Genomic DNA, 15,974 nt, shown 5'->3' on the forward strand with positions numbered 1-15,974 from the left:
ATGGCCAGGTAAAGCGCTGTGACTGACTGACCAGTCAGCCTCGGTGGCTGCCGACCACGGGATTACAGGGCAGAGGTGTTCTGCAAGGCCGAAGGCCAATATAGATTGGCGGCTTTGCCTTGTTGCCCTAGAGCATTGGCTAATTTTTGAACAAGTCGCTTAAGCACATGAAAATTCTGAAAAAAACCTTTGCCATTAGAAGACCTTTCGACTACATTAGCGCGCCTCGACAGACGAACAGTTTGAAGAGAAAACGGTGAAGTGTCCGAGTGGCTGAAGGAGCACGCCTGGAAAGTGTGTATACAGGAAACTGTATCAAGGGTTCGAATCCCTTCTTCACCGCCACATTTGAACGAAAAAGCCCTGATTATTCAGGGCTTTTTCGTTTCTGCGTTTCTGGAAAAATCCCAGACGGTTTTTCCACGTTTTAGATAATCGTAAGCATAGGTATTTATTGGTTTTTTTTGATTTCGTGCTTGACGCCTCAGCCGTAAAAACGTTTAATTTCGCCGCGGCCCAGATAGCTCAGTCGGTAGAGCAGGGGATTGAAAATCCCCGTGTCGGCGGTTCGATTCCGTCTCTGGGCACCACTAATACCGAACAAAAAGCCTCAGCCATGCGCTGAGGCTTTTTGCTTTCTGGGCAGGCCCACGTCAGGTAGGAGCCAGCCTTGGCTGCGATGAGCATAAGTATCTACACATCTTTTGGCGTCTGCTACGAATGTAGCCGCTGACGAGGTACGAGGCTGCGATCGGCAGCGAAGCGGCCGTAAAACCTGAGACCATAATCCATCAGGCACACCGAAGGGCCTGAATTTACGACGGCTTCGCCGCCGATCGCAGCCTCGTACCTCGGCAGCGGCTACAAGAGCCGCGCTGCCCCAGAGTTGTGTAGATACCTATGCTGCGATGAGCGCATCGCGGGGTATCAGGCGCGACGCCTCGCGGGTAAACCCGGCTCCTACAGTCAAGCGTCGTGCCGCCGTCAGGTAGGAGCCAGCCTTGGCTGCGATAGGCCACGCTGCGGTGTATCAGCCAGACCGTGTTGTTTTCATCGCAGGCAAGCCTGGCTCCTACATCTGATGATTGTCTATGCTGCTACTTATCGTACCGAGCCTGGTTAGGCAGAAGACGCTTGGCAACAGCGTCCTCCCTGCACGCCTCATTCCAGAGTGCGAAACACATGGGGAGCGCGCCAATGTCTATCGACACACACCAAGCCTCGGTGGAAGTCATCCCGAGAGTGCCCTCCCAGCTCTATAACCAGGATCTCGCACCCACGCAACCGGAAGCACGAACCTGGGGGACGTTCAGCCTTTTTGCGATGTGGATGTCCGACGTCCATTCGGTAGGCGGCTATACCTTTGCAGCCAGCCTGTTCTTTCTTGGGCTGGCGGGTTGGCAGGTTTTACTCTCAATGACCATCGGGATCACGATTGTCTACTTTTTGATGAACCTGATCGGCAGGCCGTCGCAAAAGTACGGCATTCCCTTTCCTGTGGTTGCGCGCTTGGCTTTCGGCATCATGGGGGCCAATCTCGCCGCGAGCGTGCGCGGGATAGTAGGAATCGTCTGGTACGGCGTGCAGACGTATTTCGCCTCCAAGGCGGTGCAGGTGCTGGTTATCACGTTAATGCCCTCGGCAGTAGAGCTTACCCACACGAGCCTGTTGGGCCTTTCCACGCTGGGGTGGATGAGTTTCGCTTTCATGTGGTTCTTTCAACTGGTGATTTTCCTGGCCGGGATGGAATCGATTCGCAAATTTATCGATTTCTGCGGGCCGATTGTCTATCTGGTCATGTTTGTGCTGGCCGGCTGGATGATCTCCAAGACCGGCATGGAGAGCTTCACGATGCAGCTGTCCGACAACCAATTCACAGGCCTTGAGTCGATCGGCCTGATGGCTAACGCCGCGATGTTGATCGTCGCGTACTTTGCTGCACTGCTGCTGAACTTTGGCGATTTTTCACGCTTTGCCAAGAGCGAGTCAGTGATGAAAAAGGGCAACTTCTGGGGCCTTCCGGTTAATTTCATCCTGTTTGCAATCATCACGGTGATTGTGACGGGCGGGTCGATGAAAGTGTTCGGCGAGGCCATCATGGACCCCGTCTTGATCGTTGAAAGAATCAATAACCCCATCGTCTCGATCATCGGCGCCATCACGTTCATCATCGCGACGATGGGTATCAATATCGTTGCCAACTTCGTCTCGCCAGCCTATGACATTGCCAACCTTGCGCCACAGAAAATCAACTTCAGGATGGGTGGCTTTATCGCCTCAATCCTGTCGGTGCTGGTCTGCCCATGGCTATTCGTGTCGAGTCCGCAGGCGATCACGATCTTCGTCAGTGTCTTCGGCGCCGTGTTGGGGCCGATGTTCGGCATCATGGTCGCGGACTACTATCTGGTGAAACGGCAGATTATCAATCTGGACGATCTGTACACCCTGTCTCCTGATGGCTCGTTGTATTTCGAGGGTGGCTGGAACACCAGGGCCTTGTTTGCACTGATTGTTTCGGGAAGTCTGTCGATCGGGTTGGCGTTGCTGGGTGCGTTCGGGATGATCGTTAATATCGGCGACTGGGGGTGGCTGATCGGTGCCGTCGGCGGAGCATTCATCCATGTGGCGGCAAGTCGCAAGGCGACGGTGATGTCGACGTTGGGTTAAAAGTCATAAGCCCCAGAGGCTGCACCAAACGACTTTTCTGAACCCCTGCACATTCAGGGGTTTTGAGTTTTCAGCCCCCGGCGTTTCCAATTTCCGGCTATCTTCGAATAGGTTTTGCTGTCGGTCACCGCCATTAACTTGCGGCCATCCTTGAAGGTGGCGACAAAGGTCACTTCCTCTTCCTTGCCGCCCAGCCACAGACCGGCCAGCAGGCCAATGGGCCCCGCGACCAAAGCACCGGCCACGCCCCAGCCAATGGCGCTTCCCAGGCTTTTGGTGGATTCCTGGCTGGCGATCTTGATGTCCTTGATGCGTGTCAGCGAAATCGTTTCCCCAGGGTAGGGGCTTCGGGTTGTCTTGAGCGTGAGCGATCCGTTGCTGTACTCGCCTTCACCTTGCAAGAAGTCGCCCGACTGAACGGAGAGTCTGGTCATGGGATTTCCTGAATAAATGGGGATGATGACACTTACTGATAAGTGCGTTGACGCTGAGCGTCAACGCGTTGGCGACGGGGTGTAAGCGTAGGTCAGATCTTTGTGATTGAAGGGAATAATCTGATCTCTTTTGCTCGGACGGCGCTCAGACCACGCCCACGATCTCATGGTGTTGAACGACGCCTGCGACATTGATCTGCACCTCATCACCTTCGAATTTGCCCAGTAGCGCCTGCCCCAGCGGCGAGCGCGAGGTGATGACTGTGACCAGGCCATCCGCCAGGAGGATTTTCAACCCGGCGGCATCAGGGCCCAAAAACAGGTGCTGGTGCTGGCCATTGTCTGCCCGCAATGTGACCAAGGCGCTGACTTCAATCCCCAGTGCCTCATCATAGTCGCGCAGGACCAGGCTCTGGTAATGAGTCAGTGAGTGGCGAATTTCCTCCATGCGCCGGGCCTGCCCGGTGGCCAGGTAAGAGGCTTCCAGGCCCAGGGTGTCGTACTTGTTTTCGGCAATGTTCTCTTCGGCGGTGGCGGCCTCGTAGGCGGTTTGCGCCGCTCGCTGGGCCACGTCCAGGTCCACCACCAGCTTGTCGATGATCGACTGCAGCAACTGTTGTTTATCCCGTTTATTCACAGAACTTGCTGACATTTGCCTGGCTCTTTTCGGTGGGGGCAGTGCGGTTCTGTTGTAGCCAGAACTGGCACTTGGGATTGGATTGGTTACGCTCGTTGGAAAGCGCTTGTTCATTGGCTTGTTGCTGGGCCTGTTTGTTCAGGTTTTGCTGGTACTGATCGAACATCGGGCTTTGCGGCGCCGGTTGGGTGATCGCTGGGCTTTGCGGTTCCAGGCCGGCCTGGCCAATGGGCAAGGAGGTGGTATTGAATAGCAGCTTATAGGCAAGCCAAGCCGTTGCCACGATAGCGACAAAACCCAGCCAGATCCCCAAGGCAATGGAGCCGGTCAAATGCAATGGATTAAGGGTGATATACAGCACGCGACGACGTGGACGATAGGGCATGGCCGCCTCCTGGCAGAGCGCTCGAATCGGAGTGAGCCGATTGTCGCACTTCTGGCGCTGCTTTTAATCGGCTGCGGGGCTTTTGTCGTGTTTGATTTAGCCGGACAATCGGCGTTTTTTCGCGGTCGGTGGTGCCCCCTATGAAGGTCTCCTGGGATATTTTCTGCAGCGTTGTCGATAATTACGGCGATATCGGCGTGACTTGGCGGTTGGCGCGGCAACTGGTGGCCGAGCATGGGTTCGCCGTGCGGCTGTGGGTCGATGATGTGAAGGCCTTCGTGCGGATCTGCCCAGAGGCCGATCCGACGGCGTTGACGCAGCACCATCAAGGCGTGCAGGTGTGTCACTGGCCTCGGGATTGGTGCCCGACTCAACCTGGCGATGTGGTGATCGGGGCCTTTGCGTGCCAGCTGCCGGTTCCCTATGTCGAGGCCATGAAAGCCCGTACCCAGCCACCCCTGTGGCTGAACCTGGATTACCTCAGTGCCGAGGACTGGGTTGCTGGCTGCCATGGTTTGCCGTCACCTCAGCCAAATGGGCTGCGCAAGTATTTTTTCTTTCCGGGATTTGAAGCCGGTACAGGCGGCCTGTTGCGCGAAGCCGGATTGCTGGCGAGCCGCGAGCAGTTCCAACAGGACAAGCCAGCACAGCAAGCCTTTCTGGCAACCCTTGGGGTGCAGCCGTTGGCCGATGCTCGGCTGATTTCGTTGTTCGCCTATGAAAACCACACGCTGGGCGGCTGGTTAACGGCGCTGGCCGAAGACACCCGGCCCAACCATCTGTTGGTGCCGGAAGGCCGCGTGCTGGGGGATGTGAGCAACTGGCTAGACGTATCGAGCCTTGCTGCGGGTGACATTCAGGTTCGCGGCAATCTGACGGTGCAAATCCTGCCGTTTATCAGCCAGACCGATTACGACCGTCTGCTGTGGTGCTGCGATTTTAATGCGGTACGCGGAGAAGATTCCTTCGTGCGGGCACAGTGGGCGGGGCGACCGCTGCTCTGGCATATCTATATCCAGGAAGAATATGCCCACTGGGAAAAGCTCGAAGCCTTCCTGGTGCTCTATGTCCGAGGGCTGTCAGCACCTGCGGCCCAGGCGCTGACCGAATTGTGGCGGGCCTGGAACATGGATCGCGACATGGCGGGCGGTTGGCGAGAAGTGCTGAAACACTGGCCGGAGCTGGCTGCGCATGCGGAAAACTGGTGCAAGCAACAGGCCACCCAGCCGGATCTTGCCGCGGCGCTGGTACAGTTTTACCGAAATTGGATATGATACGCGGCCTAGATTTTTGTAAATCCATCCAAAATTCGGATATTCGCAATGAAAACTGGTAAAGAACTGAAACCCGGTACCGTGATCCGTCTGGAAAACGACCCATGGCTGGTTCAGAAAGCTGAGTTCACCAAGTCGGGCCGTAACAGCGCGATCATGAAGACCAAGCTGAAAAACCTGCTGACCGGCTACAAGACTGAAATCGTCTACAGCGCCGACGACAAGCTGGACGACGTGATCCTGGACCGCAAAGAAGCGACCCTGTCCTTCATCAGCGGTGACAGCTACACGTTCATGGACACCACCGATTTCACCATGTACGAGCTGAACGCAGAAGACATCGAAGCTGTTCTGCCTTTCGTTGAAGAAGGCATGACCGACGTCTGCGAAGCCGTATTCTTTGAAGAGCGTCTGGTTTCCGTTGAGCTGCCGACCACCATCGTGCGTCAGGTTGACTACACCGAAGGTTCGGCTCGTGGCGACACTTCCGGTAAGGTCATGAAGCCTGCCAAACTGAAGAACGGCACCGAGCTGAGCGTTGCTGACTTCATCGAGATCGGCGACTGGATCGAGATCGACACCCGTGATGGCGGCTCCTACAAAGGCCGCGCCAAGGTTTAATTGCAAACCTTGCGTCACCCAAAAGCCGGGCCACTGCACAGTGGCCCGGCTTTTTTGTGGGCGACGGTCAGCCGATTTTAACGGGTGGCGACGATAAACAGCCTCGGGAAGGGCAGCAGTACGGTGCCATCGGTCAGCGCCGGATAGGCTTGAGTGATGGCTTGCAGGTAGCGTTCAAGAAACGCTGTTTGTTCGCCTGCCTCCAGCGGGGCAAGGTACGGCAGCACGGCGGTGCCCTTGAACCATTCCACTACCGCTGTGGCGCCACCGGCCAAGGCATGAAAGTAAGTCGTACGCCAGACATCGACCTTACGGCAGTGCGGTTTTAGCAGAGAGTAGTAAAAATCCGGCGTGTGCCTGGCCGGGTGGCGGATGTGGGCGATTTTGTCGGCCCAAGGTCCGTCAGCGGCGATCTCGCGTAACAGTTGGTGAGCGGGCTCTTGCAGGTTATCCGGGGTCTGGGTCGCCAGGCTGCCGCCTTCGTTGAGCAGACGGGTTAGTCTGGGGTAGAGCGTGGCGTGGTCAGGCACCCATTGCAGCGAGGCGTTGGCCAGAATCACATCAAACGTGGCGACAGGATTCCAGGTGGCGATATCGGCCAGTTCAAACTGCTGTTCGGGCAGGCGCTTGCGCGCGGCAGCCAGCATATCCTGCGATGAATCCAGCCCGGTCACCTGGGCGCCGGTGAAACGTCTCGCCAGCACTTGCGTGGAGTTGCCGGGGCCGCACCCCAGGTCGATCGCCGTGGCCACCTGTTCAGTGGGGATGGCCGCAACCAGATCAATCACCGGGCGGGTTCGTTGCAATTCAAAGGCCGAATACTGTTGGGCGGACCAGGGCATCGTGGCTCCTTGCGCGGTGCAGGCGTTTAAAGCCTGAAACCTTCGGCAATGTGTTCGGCCAGGCACTCGGTCATTGGCGATTGGGTCGAGGCGTTACGCAGCAGCATCACACTGGCCATCGGTAGCTGCGGCAGCCCCTCTGCTTCACCCAGGACGCGCAGGTCTGGCGTAATCAGGCTCTGCAGTTGCGCAGTCACGGCAAGGCCGGCGCTGACCACCGCCATGATGGCCGCCAGGCTCGGGCTCGTGTAGGCCACCCGATAGTCCTTCTGCATGGCATCCAGGGCATTGCACGCCCAAAGCCTGCAAAAACAATCGCTGTTGAACATGGCCAGGGGAATCGGGCTTTGTTCGTGGGGGCAGAAGCCGTTGGCCTGGGCCCAGACGAAGCGCTCGCTACGCAGCAATTGGCCAATCTCGCTGCCGGGCTCGCGAGTGACGATGGTCAGGTCCAGATCCTGGCGCAGCATCAACTGCTTGGAGCTCTCGCAATGGACCTCCACTTGCACCAAGGGGTAGGCCTGGGCAAAGCGCGACAGAATTCCCGGCAAAAAACGCATGGCGTAGTCGTCGGGTGTGCCAATGCGCACCAGGCCAACCATATGCGGTTCTCGCAGGGTGTTGAACACCTCACTGTGCAATTTCAGGATGCGCCGAGCATAGCCAAGCAGCACTTGGCCTTCGGCGGTCAGGCGAACCTGGCGGCCGTCGCGCTGGAATAGCTGGCGCTGGAGAATGTCCTCTTCCAGGCGCTTCATTTGCATGCTGACAGCCGATTGGGTGCGGTTAACCGTCTCTGCCGCGCGGGTAAAGCCGCCTTGGTCAGCGATGGCGACAAAGGTGCGCAGGACTTCGGAATCAATGGCCTGATACTGAGACATTCATCAATCTCCGAGATGTATTGCATAAGAAAGATTCGTTGGATTGATCTTATGCCCGACGAGACACTTGAGCCATCCCAACTGGAGGGCGAAATGATGAAAGGTCAAAAAGGTTTTGTACTGGTTCACAAACTGCCACTGGCCGGCGTTTCTCTAACTCAGGGGGTCATGTGGCTGGTTGGCCATATTGCCCGCTGGCATGAGTTGGCACGTCAGCGTCGTGAGTTGGCTCAGATGAGCGACAGCGCACTCAAGGACATTGGTTTGAGCCGTGCCGACATCCAGGAAGAGACCGAGCGCCCCTTCTGGGACGACCCGCTTAACCGGTAGGAGCTGGCTTTACCGGAGTGCCGGACCACCACGATGGACATAGGTATCTACACATCTTTTGGTGTACTGCATTTCGTAGCAGTGGACGAGTAGAACGAGGCCACGTCCGGCTGCGCAGCAGTCGTAAAACCTGGCACTTCAGTATTCAGATACACCGCGAGTACAGGCTTTGCGAGGACTACGTCCCCGGACCTGGCCTCGCTGAACTCGTCTACTGCTACGAATGTAGCCGCTGACGAGGTACGAGGCTGCGATCGGCAGCGAAGCGGCCGTAAAACCTGAGACCGTAATCCATCAGGCACACCGAAGGGCCTGAATTTACGACGGCTTCGCCGCCGATCGCAGCCTCGTACCTCGGCAGCGGCTACAAGAGCCGCGCTGCCCCAGAATTGTGTAGATACCTATGCCACGATGGATGCACTGCGGTTTACCTGATACACCGCGGCGTGGCCATCGCGCAACCGGTAGGAGCCAGCCTTGCAGGCTGTGTGAAAACTCAAAATTTGGTTGATTTAGGGGGTACTTGACCCCCTCCCGACTAGTCGATCGTCGCGTGTACGCGATTACAGGAGGTCGTTTTTTGAGTGGGTCGACTTTTGTCGGAGTTTTCACACAGCCTGCTTGGCTGCGATGAGGGCATTGCGGTGTATCAGGCAAACCGTGGTGCGTTCATCGCGGCTAAAGCCAGCTCCTACAGCGAGCCGCGGCGGTTTAACGCTTGACCTGCTTGAGTGTCTCGGCAATCAGGAAGGCCAGCTCCAGCGATTGGTCGGCATTCATGCGCGGGTCGCAGTGGGTGTGGTAGCGGTCTGACAGCGCATCTTCAGTGATAGGGCGAGCACCACCGATGCATTCAGTGACGTTCTGCCCGGTCATCTCGATATGAATACCGCCGGCATAGCTGCCCTCGGCTTCGTGTACCTGGAAGAACTGCTTCACTTCACTCAGGATCTGAGCGAAATCGCGGGTCTTGTAGCCGCTGCTGGCCTTGATGGTGTTGCCGTGCATCGGGTCGGAGCTCCAGAGCACCTTGCGGCCTTCGCGTTCGACGCTGCGGATCAGGCCTGGCAGGTGATCACCCACCTTGCCGGCACCCATGCGCACGATCAGGTTCAGGCGGCCCGGATCGTTATCCGGGTTGAGGATGTCGATCAGGCGGATCAGGTCCTCGGTGTTCATGCTCGGGCCCACCTTGACCCCGATCGGGTTGTGCACGCCGCGCAGGAACTCCACATGGGCGCCGTCGAGTTGGCGGGTGCGGTCGCCGATCCAGAGCATGTGCGCCGAACAGTCGTAGTAGTCGTTGGTCAGGCTATCGCGCCGCACGAAGGCTTCTTCGTAATTGAGCAGCAACGCTTCGTGAGCGGTGAAAAAGCTGGTTTCCCGAAGCTGTGGCGAGGTGTCCATGCCACAGGCGCGCATGAACGCCAGGGTTTCGTCGATACGGTCAGCCAGTTGGCTGTATTTCTCGGCCAGGGCCGAGTTGGCGATAAAGTCCAGGTTCCATTTGTGTACTTGATGCAGGTCGGCAAAGCCGCCTTGGGCAAAGGCACGCAGCAGGTTAAGGGTGGCGGTGGACTGATGATAAGCCTGGAGCAGGCGGCTTGGATCGGGCACGCGGCTGGTGGAATCAAAGCCAATACCATTGACGATGTCGCCGCGATAGGCCGGCAGCGTTATCCCCGTGATGGTTTCATCATTGGCTGAGCGAGGCTTGGCAAACTGGCCCGCCATGCGGCCGACCTTGACCACCGGGCAACCTGCGGCGAAGGTCATGATGATCGCCATCTGCAGGAGCACCTTGAAGGTGTCGCGGATTTTCGCGGCCGAGAATTCAGCGAAGCTTTCGGCGCAGTCGCCGCCCTGCAGCAAAAACGCTCGGCCCTGTGTCACTTCTGAAAACTGTCTGCGCAACTCCCGGGCCTCGCCGGCAAACACCAGGGGAGGGTAGCTGGCCAGGGTTTGCTCGACGTGCAGCAGATGTGCGGCGTCGGGGTAGGCAGGTTGCTGCTGGATCGGCAGCGCGCGCCAGCTTTCGGGGCTCCAGGGTTGGCTCATCACAGGCTCGGTTTTTCTTGGGATCGAGGCGCCATGTTAGCACTGGCGCAGCCGCAGGGCCTTGCGCACTTGCAAGGGGCAAGGCAGTTGCCTTCAATTAATGCGTGACCTGCCCGCGCTGCTCGCGGACAATTGTCGTTTTGCCTTGGGTGATGAGATGACAGTGGAACGCGAGGAGCGTGTACTTGCGCAAGTGCACGACGACTTTGGCACGATCAGGGTGCTTGAGGTCGGCGACTATCGCTTTCTTGAGTTCGGCGAGGCCATCGAGCAGAGCTGCACCTTCACTGCGGACCCTAGCTGGCTGGAATATGACTATACCCGGGCCATGCTGATTGGTGCCCTGTGCCATGAGCAACCGGAAAGCGCGCTGTTCCTGGGGCTTGGGGCGGGTACCTTGACCCAGGCCTGCATGAAATTTTTGCCGCTGGACGACATCGAGGCCATCGAACTGCGCCCCGACGTGCCGCGCCTGGCCATCGAATACCTGGGCCTGGACGACGACCCGCGGCTGTATATCCGCATCGGTGATGCGTTGGAGTTGCTGAACAGCGCCGAGACCGCCGACCTGATCTTCGTCGACCTTTACACCGATCACGGGCCCAACGTCGCACACCTGGCCTGGCGCTTTCTGGAGGATTGCCAGAAAAAACTCAACCCGGGTGGTTGGCTGGTGATCAACCAGTGGGCCGGCGACGATGGCAAGCCACTGGGCGCTGCCTTGTTGCGCGGCTTGTATCACCGCCATTATTGGGAGCTGCCGGTCAAGGAGGGCAATGTGATCGTGCTGGTGCCGGCGGATCTGGATCAGTCGTTGGACTTGGACGGCCTCAACGAACGGGCTAGCATTTTGATGCCGCAACTGGGATATTCCCTGGAGTCGCTGATCAAGGATATTCGACCAGCGACCTGATCGGCGGTGAGCCGATTTAGCCCTTCATATCGCAATGGGAAGCGCTACCGCACCCATTGCCGGTAACGTCTTCAGTTACAAAGGCGTTACCTGCCTGTTTCCGATAAAAAACCATGTCGCAATTCTCGATTTCGGGTATAGTGCGCGCCGGTCTTTTATCGGACCAACGTAAAAGGTAGTGCAATTTCCCGAAGACAACTTCGGCTGCGTGTCCGCACAACGGACTCTCCTTGACGTTCCTTCATTCAATCGTTTTCGCAAATCCCCGCCGACAAAGCTGCCAGGGTGACTCTTCCGAGTCTTACAAGGCATGCGCAGCTTTGGAGCATGGGTCTTTGCGGATGCACTTAGAGGCAGACCCATGACCCAGGAACTCGGCGGCTTCGCCGCTCTCGAACTTCACCCGAGTATTGTTGCAGCAGTAATCGCCACCGGCTACGAAGAGCCGTCGGCCATTCAGCAACAATCGATCCCGATTATTCTTGCCGGTCATGACATGATCGGCCAGGCGCAGACCGGTACCGGTAAAACCGCTGCCTTCGCTCTGCCAATCCTGCATCGCATCGACCCGAGCAAGCGCGAGCCGCAAGCCCTGATCCTGGCGCCAACTCGTGAGTTGGCGCTGCAAGTTGCTACCGCATTCGAAACCTACGCCAAGCAAATGCCAGGCGTTACCGTGGTAGCTGTATACGGTGGTGCCCCGATGGGCCCACAACTGAAAGCCATCCGCAACGGCGCGCAAATCGTCGTCGCTACCCCTGGCCGTCTGTGCGACCACCTGCGTCGCGACGAGAAAGTCCTCGCCACTGTTAACCACCTGGTGCTGGACGAAGCCGACGAAATGCTCAAGCTGGGCTTCATGGATGACCTGGAAGTCATCTTCAAGGCCATGCCTGAAACCCGTCAGACTGTTCTGTTCTCGGCCACCTTGCCGCAGTCGATCCGTGCGATCGCCGAGCGTCACCTGCGTGACCCGAAACACGTCAAGATCCAGACCAAGACTCAGACCGTTACCGCGATCGAGCAGGCTCACCTGCTGGTTCACGCTGACCAGAAAACCTCCGCTGTCCTGCGCCTGCTGGAAGTGGAAGAGTTCGACGCCCTGATCGCATTCGTGCGTACCAAGCAAGCGACCCTGGACCTGGCCAGCGCCCTTGAAGCCAAAGGCTACAAGGCTGCTGCCCTGAACGGTGACATTGCCCAGAACCAGCGTGAGCGCGTTATCGAATCGCTCAAGGATGGCCGCCTGGACATCGTTGTTGCGACCGACGTTGCTGCCCGTGGCCTGGACGTACCGCGCATCACCCACGTTTTCAACGTGGACATGCCGTACGACCCAGAGTCCTACGTTCACCGTATCGGCCGTACCGGCCGTGCTGGTCGCGAAGGCCGTGCGCTGCTGCTGGTGACGCCTCGCGAGCGCCGCATGCTGCAAGTGATCGAGCGTGTAACTGGCCAGAAAGTAGCTGAAGTTCGCCTGCCGAACGCTCAAGCCGTTCTGGATGCCCGCATCAAGAAGCTGACTAACAGCCTGGCGCCGCTGGTTGGCGATGCTGAAGCGACTCATGGTGATCTGCTGGATCGCCTGACTGCTGACATCGGTTGCAGCCCGCGTGCCCTGGCCGCAGCCCTGCTGCGCAAAGCTACCAACGCTCAGGCCCTGACCCTGGAAGCCGTTGAGCGTGAGCAGCCGCTGGTGCCAAACAGCGCGCCGCGTGAGCGTACCACCGGTGATCGTCCAGATCGTGGTGAGCGTGAGCGTCGTGCGCCCGTGCCATTGGGTGAAGGCCGTGCGCGTTGCCGTACCGCCCTGGGTGCTCGCGACGGTATTGCCGCGAAGAACCTGCTGGGTGCCATCCTCAACGAAGGCGGCCTGGCCCGCGAAGCAATCGGTCGCATCCAGGTGCGCGATAGCTTCAGCCTGGTCGAGCTGCCGGAAGAAGGTCTGGAGCGTCTGCTGGCCAAGCTCAAGGACACTCGCGTTGCCGGTAAGCAGCTGAAGCTGCGCCGTTATCGCGAAGATTGATCCTCGCTGAATAAAAAAATCCCCGACTGGTTCGGGGATTTTTTTTGCCGGTTTTTTGCCAAATCACTGCGGTTCGGCCATCTGTAGGAGCCGGGTTTACCCGCGATGAATGCACCGCGGTTTGCCTGATGCACCGCGGTGCATTCATCGCGGGTAAACCCGGCTCCTACAGGGAGTCAGTCGAAACGGTAGATGTCCATTCCCAGGGCGCCGAGGGTGAACCCTTGGTGTTCCAGAGAGAAGTGGTCACCGGCGCCCATGGCAAAATACAAGGGCAACAGGTGTTCGTCGCTGGGGTGGCTGCGCACGGCAGAAGGGGCCTGGCGGCGGTAGTCGAGCAGCGCGGCCTCGTCGTTGGAGGCAAGCTTTTCGACCATCCAGTCGCGGAAGGCCTTGGCCCAGGGCTGGATGCTTTCCGGTCCCGCTCGCCAATCAAGCTCGCCCAGATTATGGGTGATGCTGCCAGAGCCGATCAGAAGAACATCTTGAGCGCGCAGGCTGGCCAAGGCTTGGCCTACTTTCTGTTGCAGCTGTGGGCCGGCCTGGCTGGGCAGCGATACCTGCACGACAGGAATGTCGGCCTGTGGGTACATCAGCGACAACGGGACCCAGGTGCCGTGGTCGAACGGCCGCTCGGCGTCCAGTTGGGCAGGTAGGCCTGCGGCCGTCAGCAGTGCGGCGATCTCGCCGGCCAGGATGGGATCACCGGGGGCGGGGTATTGGACGGCAAACAGTTCCCGGGGAAAACCGCCAAAATCGTGCCAGGTGGCAGGGCTGGGGTGGCTGGATACCAGCAGATCATGGCTTTCCCAATGGGCCGAAACCACCACGATTGCTTTGGGGCGCGGCAGTTGAGCGGCCAGGCGCGTCAAGGCAGGGCCGCTGGCGCCGGGCTCCAGGGCGAGCATGGGAGAACCATGGGAAATAAACAGGCTAGGCAGCATGGGTGGGTCCTGAGCGTTAAGATAGGCCTATCTTCGGGCAGATCATTGATCTAAATCTAATATAAGTTTTCGTGTCTTTTGATCGAATTTATTGGAGTCAAACATGCAGCCGGACTTTTGGCACAAACGCTGGGAAACTGAGCAAATCGGATTTCACCTCGGGCACGTGAATCCCTACTTGCAAGCGCACTGGCCAGGCCTGGGCATTGCCGCAGGCTCCCAAGTGCTGGTACCGCTGTGCGGCAAGAGCCTGGATCTGGCCTGGCTGGCCAGCCAGGGTTTGCGAGTGTTGGGTGTCGAGTTGTCGCAGAAGGCGATCGAGGATTTTTTTCGTGAGCACGACCTGACCCCTGAACAGTCCCAGCAGGGCGACTTCAAGGTGTTCCGTGCGGGTGCGGTGGAGTTGTGGTGCGGTGATGTCTTTGCCCTGACTGCTCAGCATCTGGCCGATTGTGTGGGGCTGTATGATCGCGCCGCTCTGATCGCCTTGCCACCGGCCATGCGCCAGCGCTATACGCAGCACCTGGCCGAGTGTTTGCCCAAGCAATGCAAGGGCTTGCTTATCACCTTGGACTACGACCAGTCGCAGATCGATGGCCCGCCTTTTTCGGTGCCGGATGCAGAGGTTCAGGCGTTGATGGCTGGGCGATGGCAGCTCACCGAGTTGCAGTGCGAAGACGTTCTGGGCGAAAGCTGGAAGTTTGTGCAGGCAGGGGTTAGCCGTTTACAGGAGCGGGTGTATCGGCTTGAGGGGCTGTAGCCGCTGCCGATAGGCTGCGATCGCCGGAATGCCGGACCACCGCAGAGCGGGCGCGGGATTCGCGTTGGCGCCCCTGGCGGGGCGCATCGCAGCCTTCGGCAGCGGCTACAGATCAGCCGCGGCGCTGCATCAGCGCTTCAATGCGGTCTTCCAGCGGCGGGTGGGTCATGAACAAGCCAGCCAGGCCGTGCTTCAAGCCGCCGTTGATGCCGAAGGCGTTCAGCGTATCGGGCATGTGCACCGGTACGCCCTGTTCGGAGCGCAGCCGTTGCAGTGCGCCGATCATGGCGCTGGTGCCTGCCAGGCGGGCACCGGCTTCATCGGCACGGTATTCGCGTTTGCGCGAGAACCACATCACGATGCAGCTTGCCAGGATACCGAGCACCAGCTCCGCCACGATGGTGGCGATGTAATAGGCGATGCCCTGGCCTTCTTCGTTCTTGAAAATCACCTTGTCGACGAAATTGCCGATGATGCGCGCGAAGAACATCACGAAGGTGTTCACCACGCCCTGGATCAGTGCCAGGGTCACCATGTCGCCGTTGGCAACGTGGCCGATCTCGTGGGCCAGTACCGCCTTGACCTCGTCGGGCGAAAAACGCTCGAGCAAGCCTTGGCTGACAGCGACCAGGGCGTCGTTCTTGTTCCAGCCAGTGGCGAACGCGTTGGCTTCGTAGGCAGGGAAGATACCGACTTCCGGCATCTTGATACCGGCTTCGCGAGACAGCTGTTCGACGGTCTGCAGCAGCCATTGCTCATGGCGAGTGCGAGGCTGAGTGATCACCTGGGTGCTGGTGCTCATCTTCGCCATCCACTTGGAGATGAACAGCGAGAACAGCGAGCCTGCAAAGCCGAACACGGCGCAGAATAGCAGCAGTTGGTTCAGGTTGAGATCGACGCCGTTGGCCGCCATGAACCCGTTGAAGCCGAAAAGGCTCAGGGTAAGGCTGGCGATCAGCACTACCGCAAGGTTAGTGGCCAGGAACAGCAGAATGCGCATCATGGTTGTTACGTTCTCCTCACGGATAAAGATGTAGCGTATGCGGGTATATAAGGCGATGCCCACGGCTATTCAACCGAGGGACTATTTCAAACTGTGTCTTAGATCGATTCTAGACGCAGTTGAGCCACCCGAACGCTGGGCGCCGAGAGACAGCAGGCGGATAAAGACAGCGAATGCGCCCCTCTTCCTGGCTCGGAAG

Annotated in this window: 15 protein-coding genes and 2 tRNA genes; 9 read left to right on the top strand and 8 right to left on the bottom strand. The window is 58.5% G+C overall.

Going from position 1 to position 15,974, the window contains the following annotated elements; translation table 11 throughout:
* Nucleotides 1–255: 255 nt before the first annotated feature.
* The 3 genes from AC3IX4_RS07515 (at nucleotide 256) to AC3IX4_RS07525 (ending at nucleotide 2,667) form a co-directional block, all read left to right on the top strand.
* Nucleotides 256–345, top strand: a tRNA-Ser gene (locus AC3IX4_RS07515).
* 169 nt (nucleotides 346–514) lie between these two features.
* Nucleotides 515–590 (top strand) — tRNA-Phe (locus AC3IX4_RS07520).
* A gap of 607 nt (nucleotides 591–1,197) precedes the next feature.
* Nucleotides 1,198–2,667, top strand: coding sequence for an NCS1 family nucleobase:cation symporter-1 (locus AC3IX4_RS07525; protein ID WP_489259946.1), 1,470 nt, complete (start codon nucleotides 1,198–1,200; stop codon nucleotides 2,665–2,667).
* A 53-nt stretch (nucleotides 2,668–2,720) separates the two neighbouring features.
* Here AC3IX4_RS07525 and AC3IX4_RS07530 read toward each other — a convergent pair whose 3' ends face one another.
* The 3 genes from AC3IX4_RS07530 to AC3IX4_RS07540 form a co-directional block, all read right to left on the bottom strand.
* Nucleotides 2,721–3,101, bottom strand: a complete 381-nt coding sequence (locus AC3IX4_RS07530; protein WP_489259947.1) for a hypothetical protein — start codon at nucleotides 3,099–3,101, stop codon at nucleotides 2,721–2,723.
* 145 nt (nucleotides 3,102–3,246) lie between these two features.
* Nucleotides 3,247–3,753 carry a GreA/GreB family elongation factor gene (locus tag AC3IX4_RS07535; protein WP_489259948.1) on the bottom strand — a complete coding sequence of 169 codons (507 nt, stop codon included), beginning with the start codon at nucleotides 3,751–3,753 and terminating at the stop codon, nucleotides 3,247–3,249.
* On the bottom strand, nucleotides 3,731–4,123 hold the full coding sequence (locus AC3IX4_RS07540; RefSeq protein WP_489259949.1) for a hypothetical protein: 393 nt from the start codon (nucleotides 4,121–4,123) through the stop codon (nucleotides 3,731–3,733). The genes AC3IX4_RS07535 and AC3IX4_RS07540 overlap by 23 nt, the downstream gene beginning before the upstream one ends.
* A gap of 140 nt (nucleotides 4,124–4,263) precedes the next feature.
* Here AC3IX4_RS07540 and earP point away from each other — a divergent pair, with 140 nt between their 5' ends.
* A complete protein-coding gene (gene earP / locus AC3IX4_RS07545) occupies nucleotides 4,264–5,397 on the top strand; it encodes an elongation factor P maturation arginine rhamnosyltransferase EarP (protein ID WP_489259950.1) in 1,134 nt (377 codons plus the stop codon).
* 48 nt (nucleotides 5,398–5,445) lie between these two features.
* A complete protein-coding gene (locus AC3IX4_RS07550) occupies nucleotides 5,446–6,018 on the top strand; it encodes an elongation factor P (protein ID WP_489259951.1) in 573 nt (190 codons plus the stop codon).
* Between the two features lie 77 nt (nucleotides 6,019–6,095).
* Here AC3IX4_RS07550 and tam read toward each other — a convergent pair whose 3' ends face one another.
* Complete coding sequence (gene tam, locus AC3IX4_RS07555) at nucleotides 6,096–6,860, bottom strand: trans-aconitate 2-methyltransferase (RefSeq protein ID WP_489259952.1); 765 nt, start codon at nucleotides 6,858–6,860, stop codon at nucleotides 6,096–6,098.
* A gap of 26 nt (nucleotides 6,861–6,886) precedes the next feature.
* On the bottom strand, nucleotides 6,887–7,741 hold the full coding sequence (locus tag AC3IX4_RS07560) for a LysR substrate-binding domain-containing protein (RefSeq protein ID WP_489259953.1): 855 nt from the start codon (nucleotides 7,739–7,741) through the stop codon (nucleotides 6,887–6,889).
* Nucleotides 7,742–7,837: 96 nt separating this feature from the next.
* Between AC3IX4_RS07560 and AC3IX4_RS07565 the strand changes: the two genes are divergently transcribed.
* Nucleotides 7,838–8,071: a DUF1127 domain-containing protein gene (locus AC3IX4_RS07565; RefSeq protein WP_489261241.1), complete on the top strand. Its 234-nt coding sequence runs from the start codon at nucleotides 7,838–7,840 to the stop codon at nucleotides 8,069–8,071.
* 711 nt (nucleotides 8,072–8,782) lie between these two features.
* Here the strand turns inward: AC3IX4_RS07565 and AC3IX4_RS07570 are convergent.
* Nucleotides 8,783–10,129 carry a class II 3-deoxy-7-phosphoheptulonate synthase gene (locus AC3IX4_RS07570; RefSeq protein ID WP_489259954.1) on the bottom strand — a complete coding sequence of 449 codons (1,347 nt, stop codon included), beginning with the start codon at nucleotides 10,127–10,129 and terminating at the stop codon, nucleotides 8,783–8,785.
* Between the two features lie 157 nt (nucleotides 10,130–10,286).
* Between AC3IX4_RS07570 and AC3IX4_RS07575 the strand changes: the two genes are divergently transcribed.
* Together AC3IX4_RS07575 and AC3IX4_RS07580 are read left to right on the top strand one after the other, a co-directional pair.
* Complete coding sequence (locus AC3IX4_RS07575; protein ID WP_489261242.1) at nucleotides 10,287–11,042, top strand: spermidine synthase; 756 nt, start codon at nucleotides 10,287–10,289, stop codon at nucleotides 11,040–11,042.
* A 361-nt stretch (nucleotides 11,043–11,403) separates the two neighbouring features.
* Nucleotides 11,404–13,068: a DEAD/DEAH box helicase gene (locus tag AC3IX4_RS07580; RefSeq protein WP_489259955.1), complete on the top strand. Its 1,665-nt coding sequence runs from the start codon at nucleotides 11,404–11,406 to the stop codon at nucleotides 13,066–13,068.
* Nucleotides 13,069–13,244: 176 nt separating this feature from the next.
* Here the strand turns inward: AC3IX4_RS07580 and AC3IX4_RS07585 are convergent, their stop codons facing one another.
* On the bottom strand, nucleotides 13,245–14,012 hold the full coding sequence (locus tag AC3IX4_RS07585; RefSeq protein ID WP_489259956.1) for a DODA-type extradiol aromatic ring-opening family dioxygenase: 768 nt from the start codon (nucleotides 14,010–14,012) through the stop codon (nucleotides 13,245–13,247).
* Nucleotides 14,013–14,115: 103 nt separating this feature from the next.
* Between AC3IX4_RS07585 and AC3IX4_RS07590 the strand changes: the two genes are divergently transcribed.
* The gene (locus tag AC3IX4_RS07590; RefSeq protein ID WP_489259957.1) at nucleotides 14,116–14,772 is read left to right on the top strand and encodes a thiopurine S-methyltransferase; all 657 of its coding nucleotides are present in this window, start codon (nucleotides 14,116–14,118) and stop codon (nucleotides 14,770–14,772) included.
* A 112-nt stretch (nucleotides 14,773–14,884) separates the two neighbouring features.
* On the opposite strand, the gene htpX is transcribed toward AC3IX4_RS07590, so the two are convergent.
* The gene (gene htpX / locus AC3IX4_RS07595; protein ID WP_489259958.1) at nucleotides 14,885–15,775 is read right to left on the bottom strand and encodes a protease HtpX; all 891 of its coding nucleotides are present in this window, start codon (nucleotides 15,773–15,775) and stop codon (nucleotides 14,885–14,887) included.
* Nucleotides 15,776–15,974: the final 199 nt, after the last annotated feature.

Source organism: Pseudomonas sp. KH_021 (assembly GCF_057838865.1).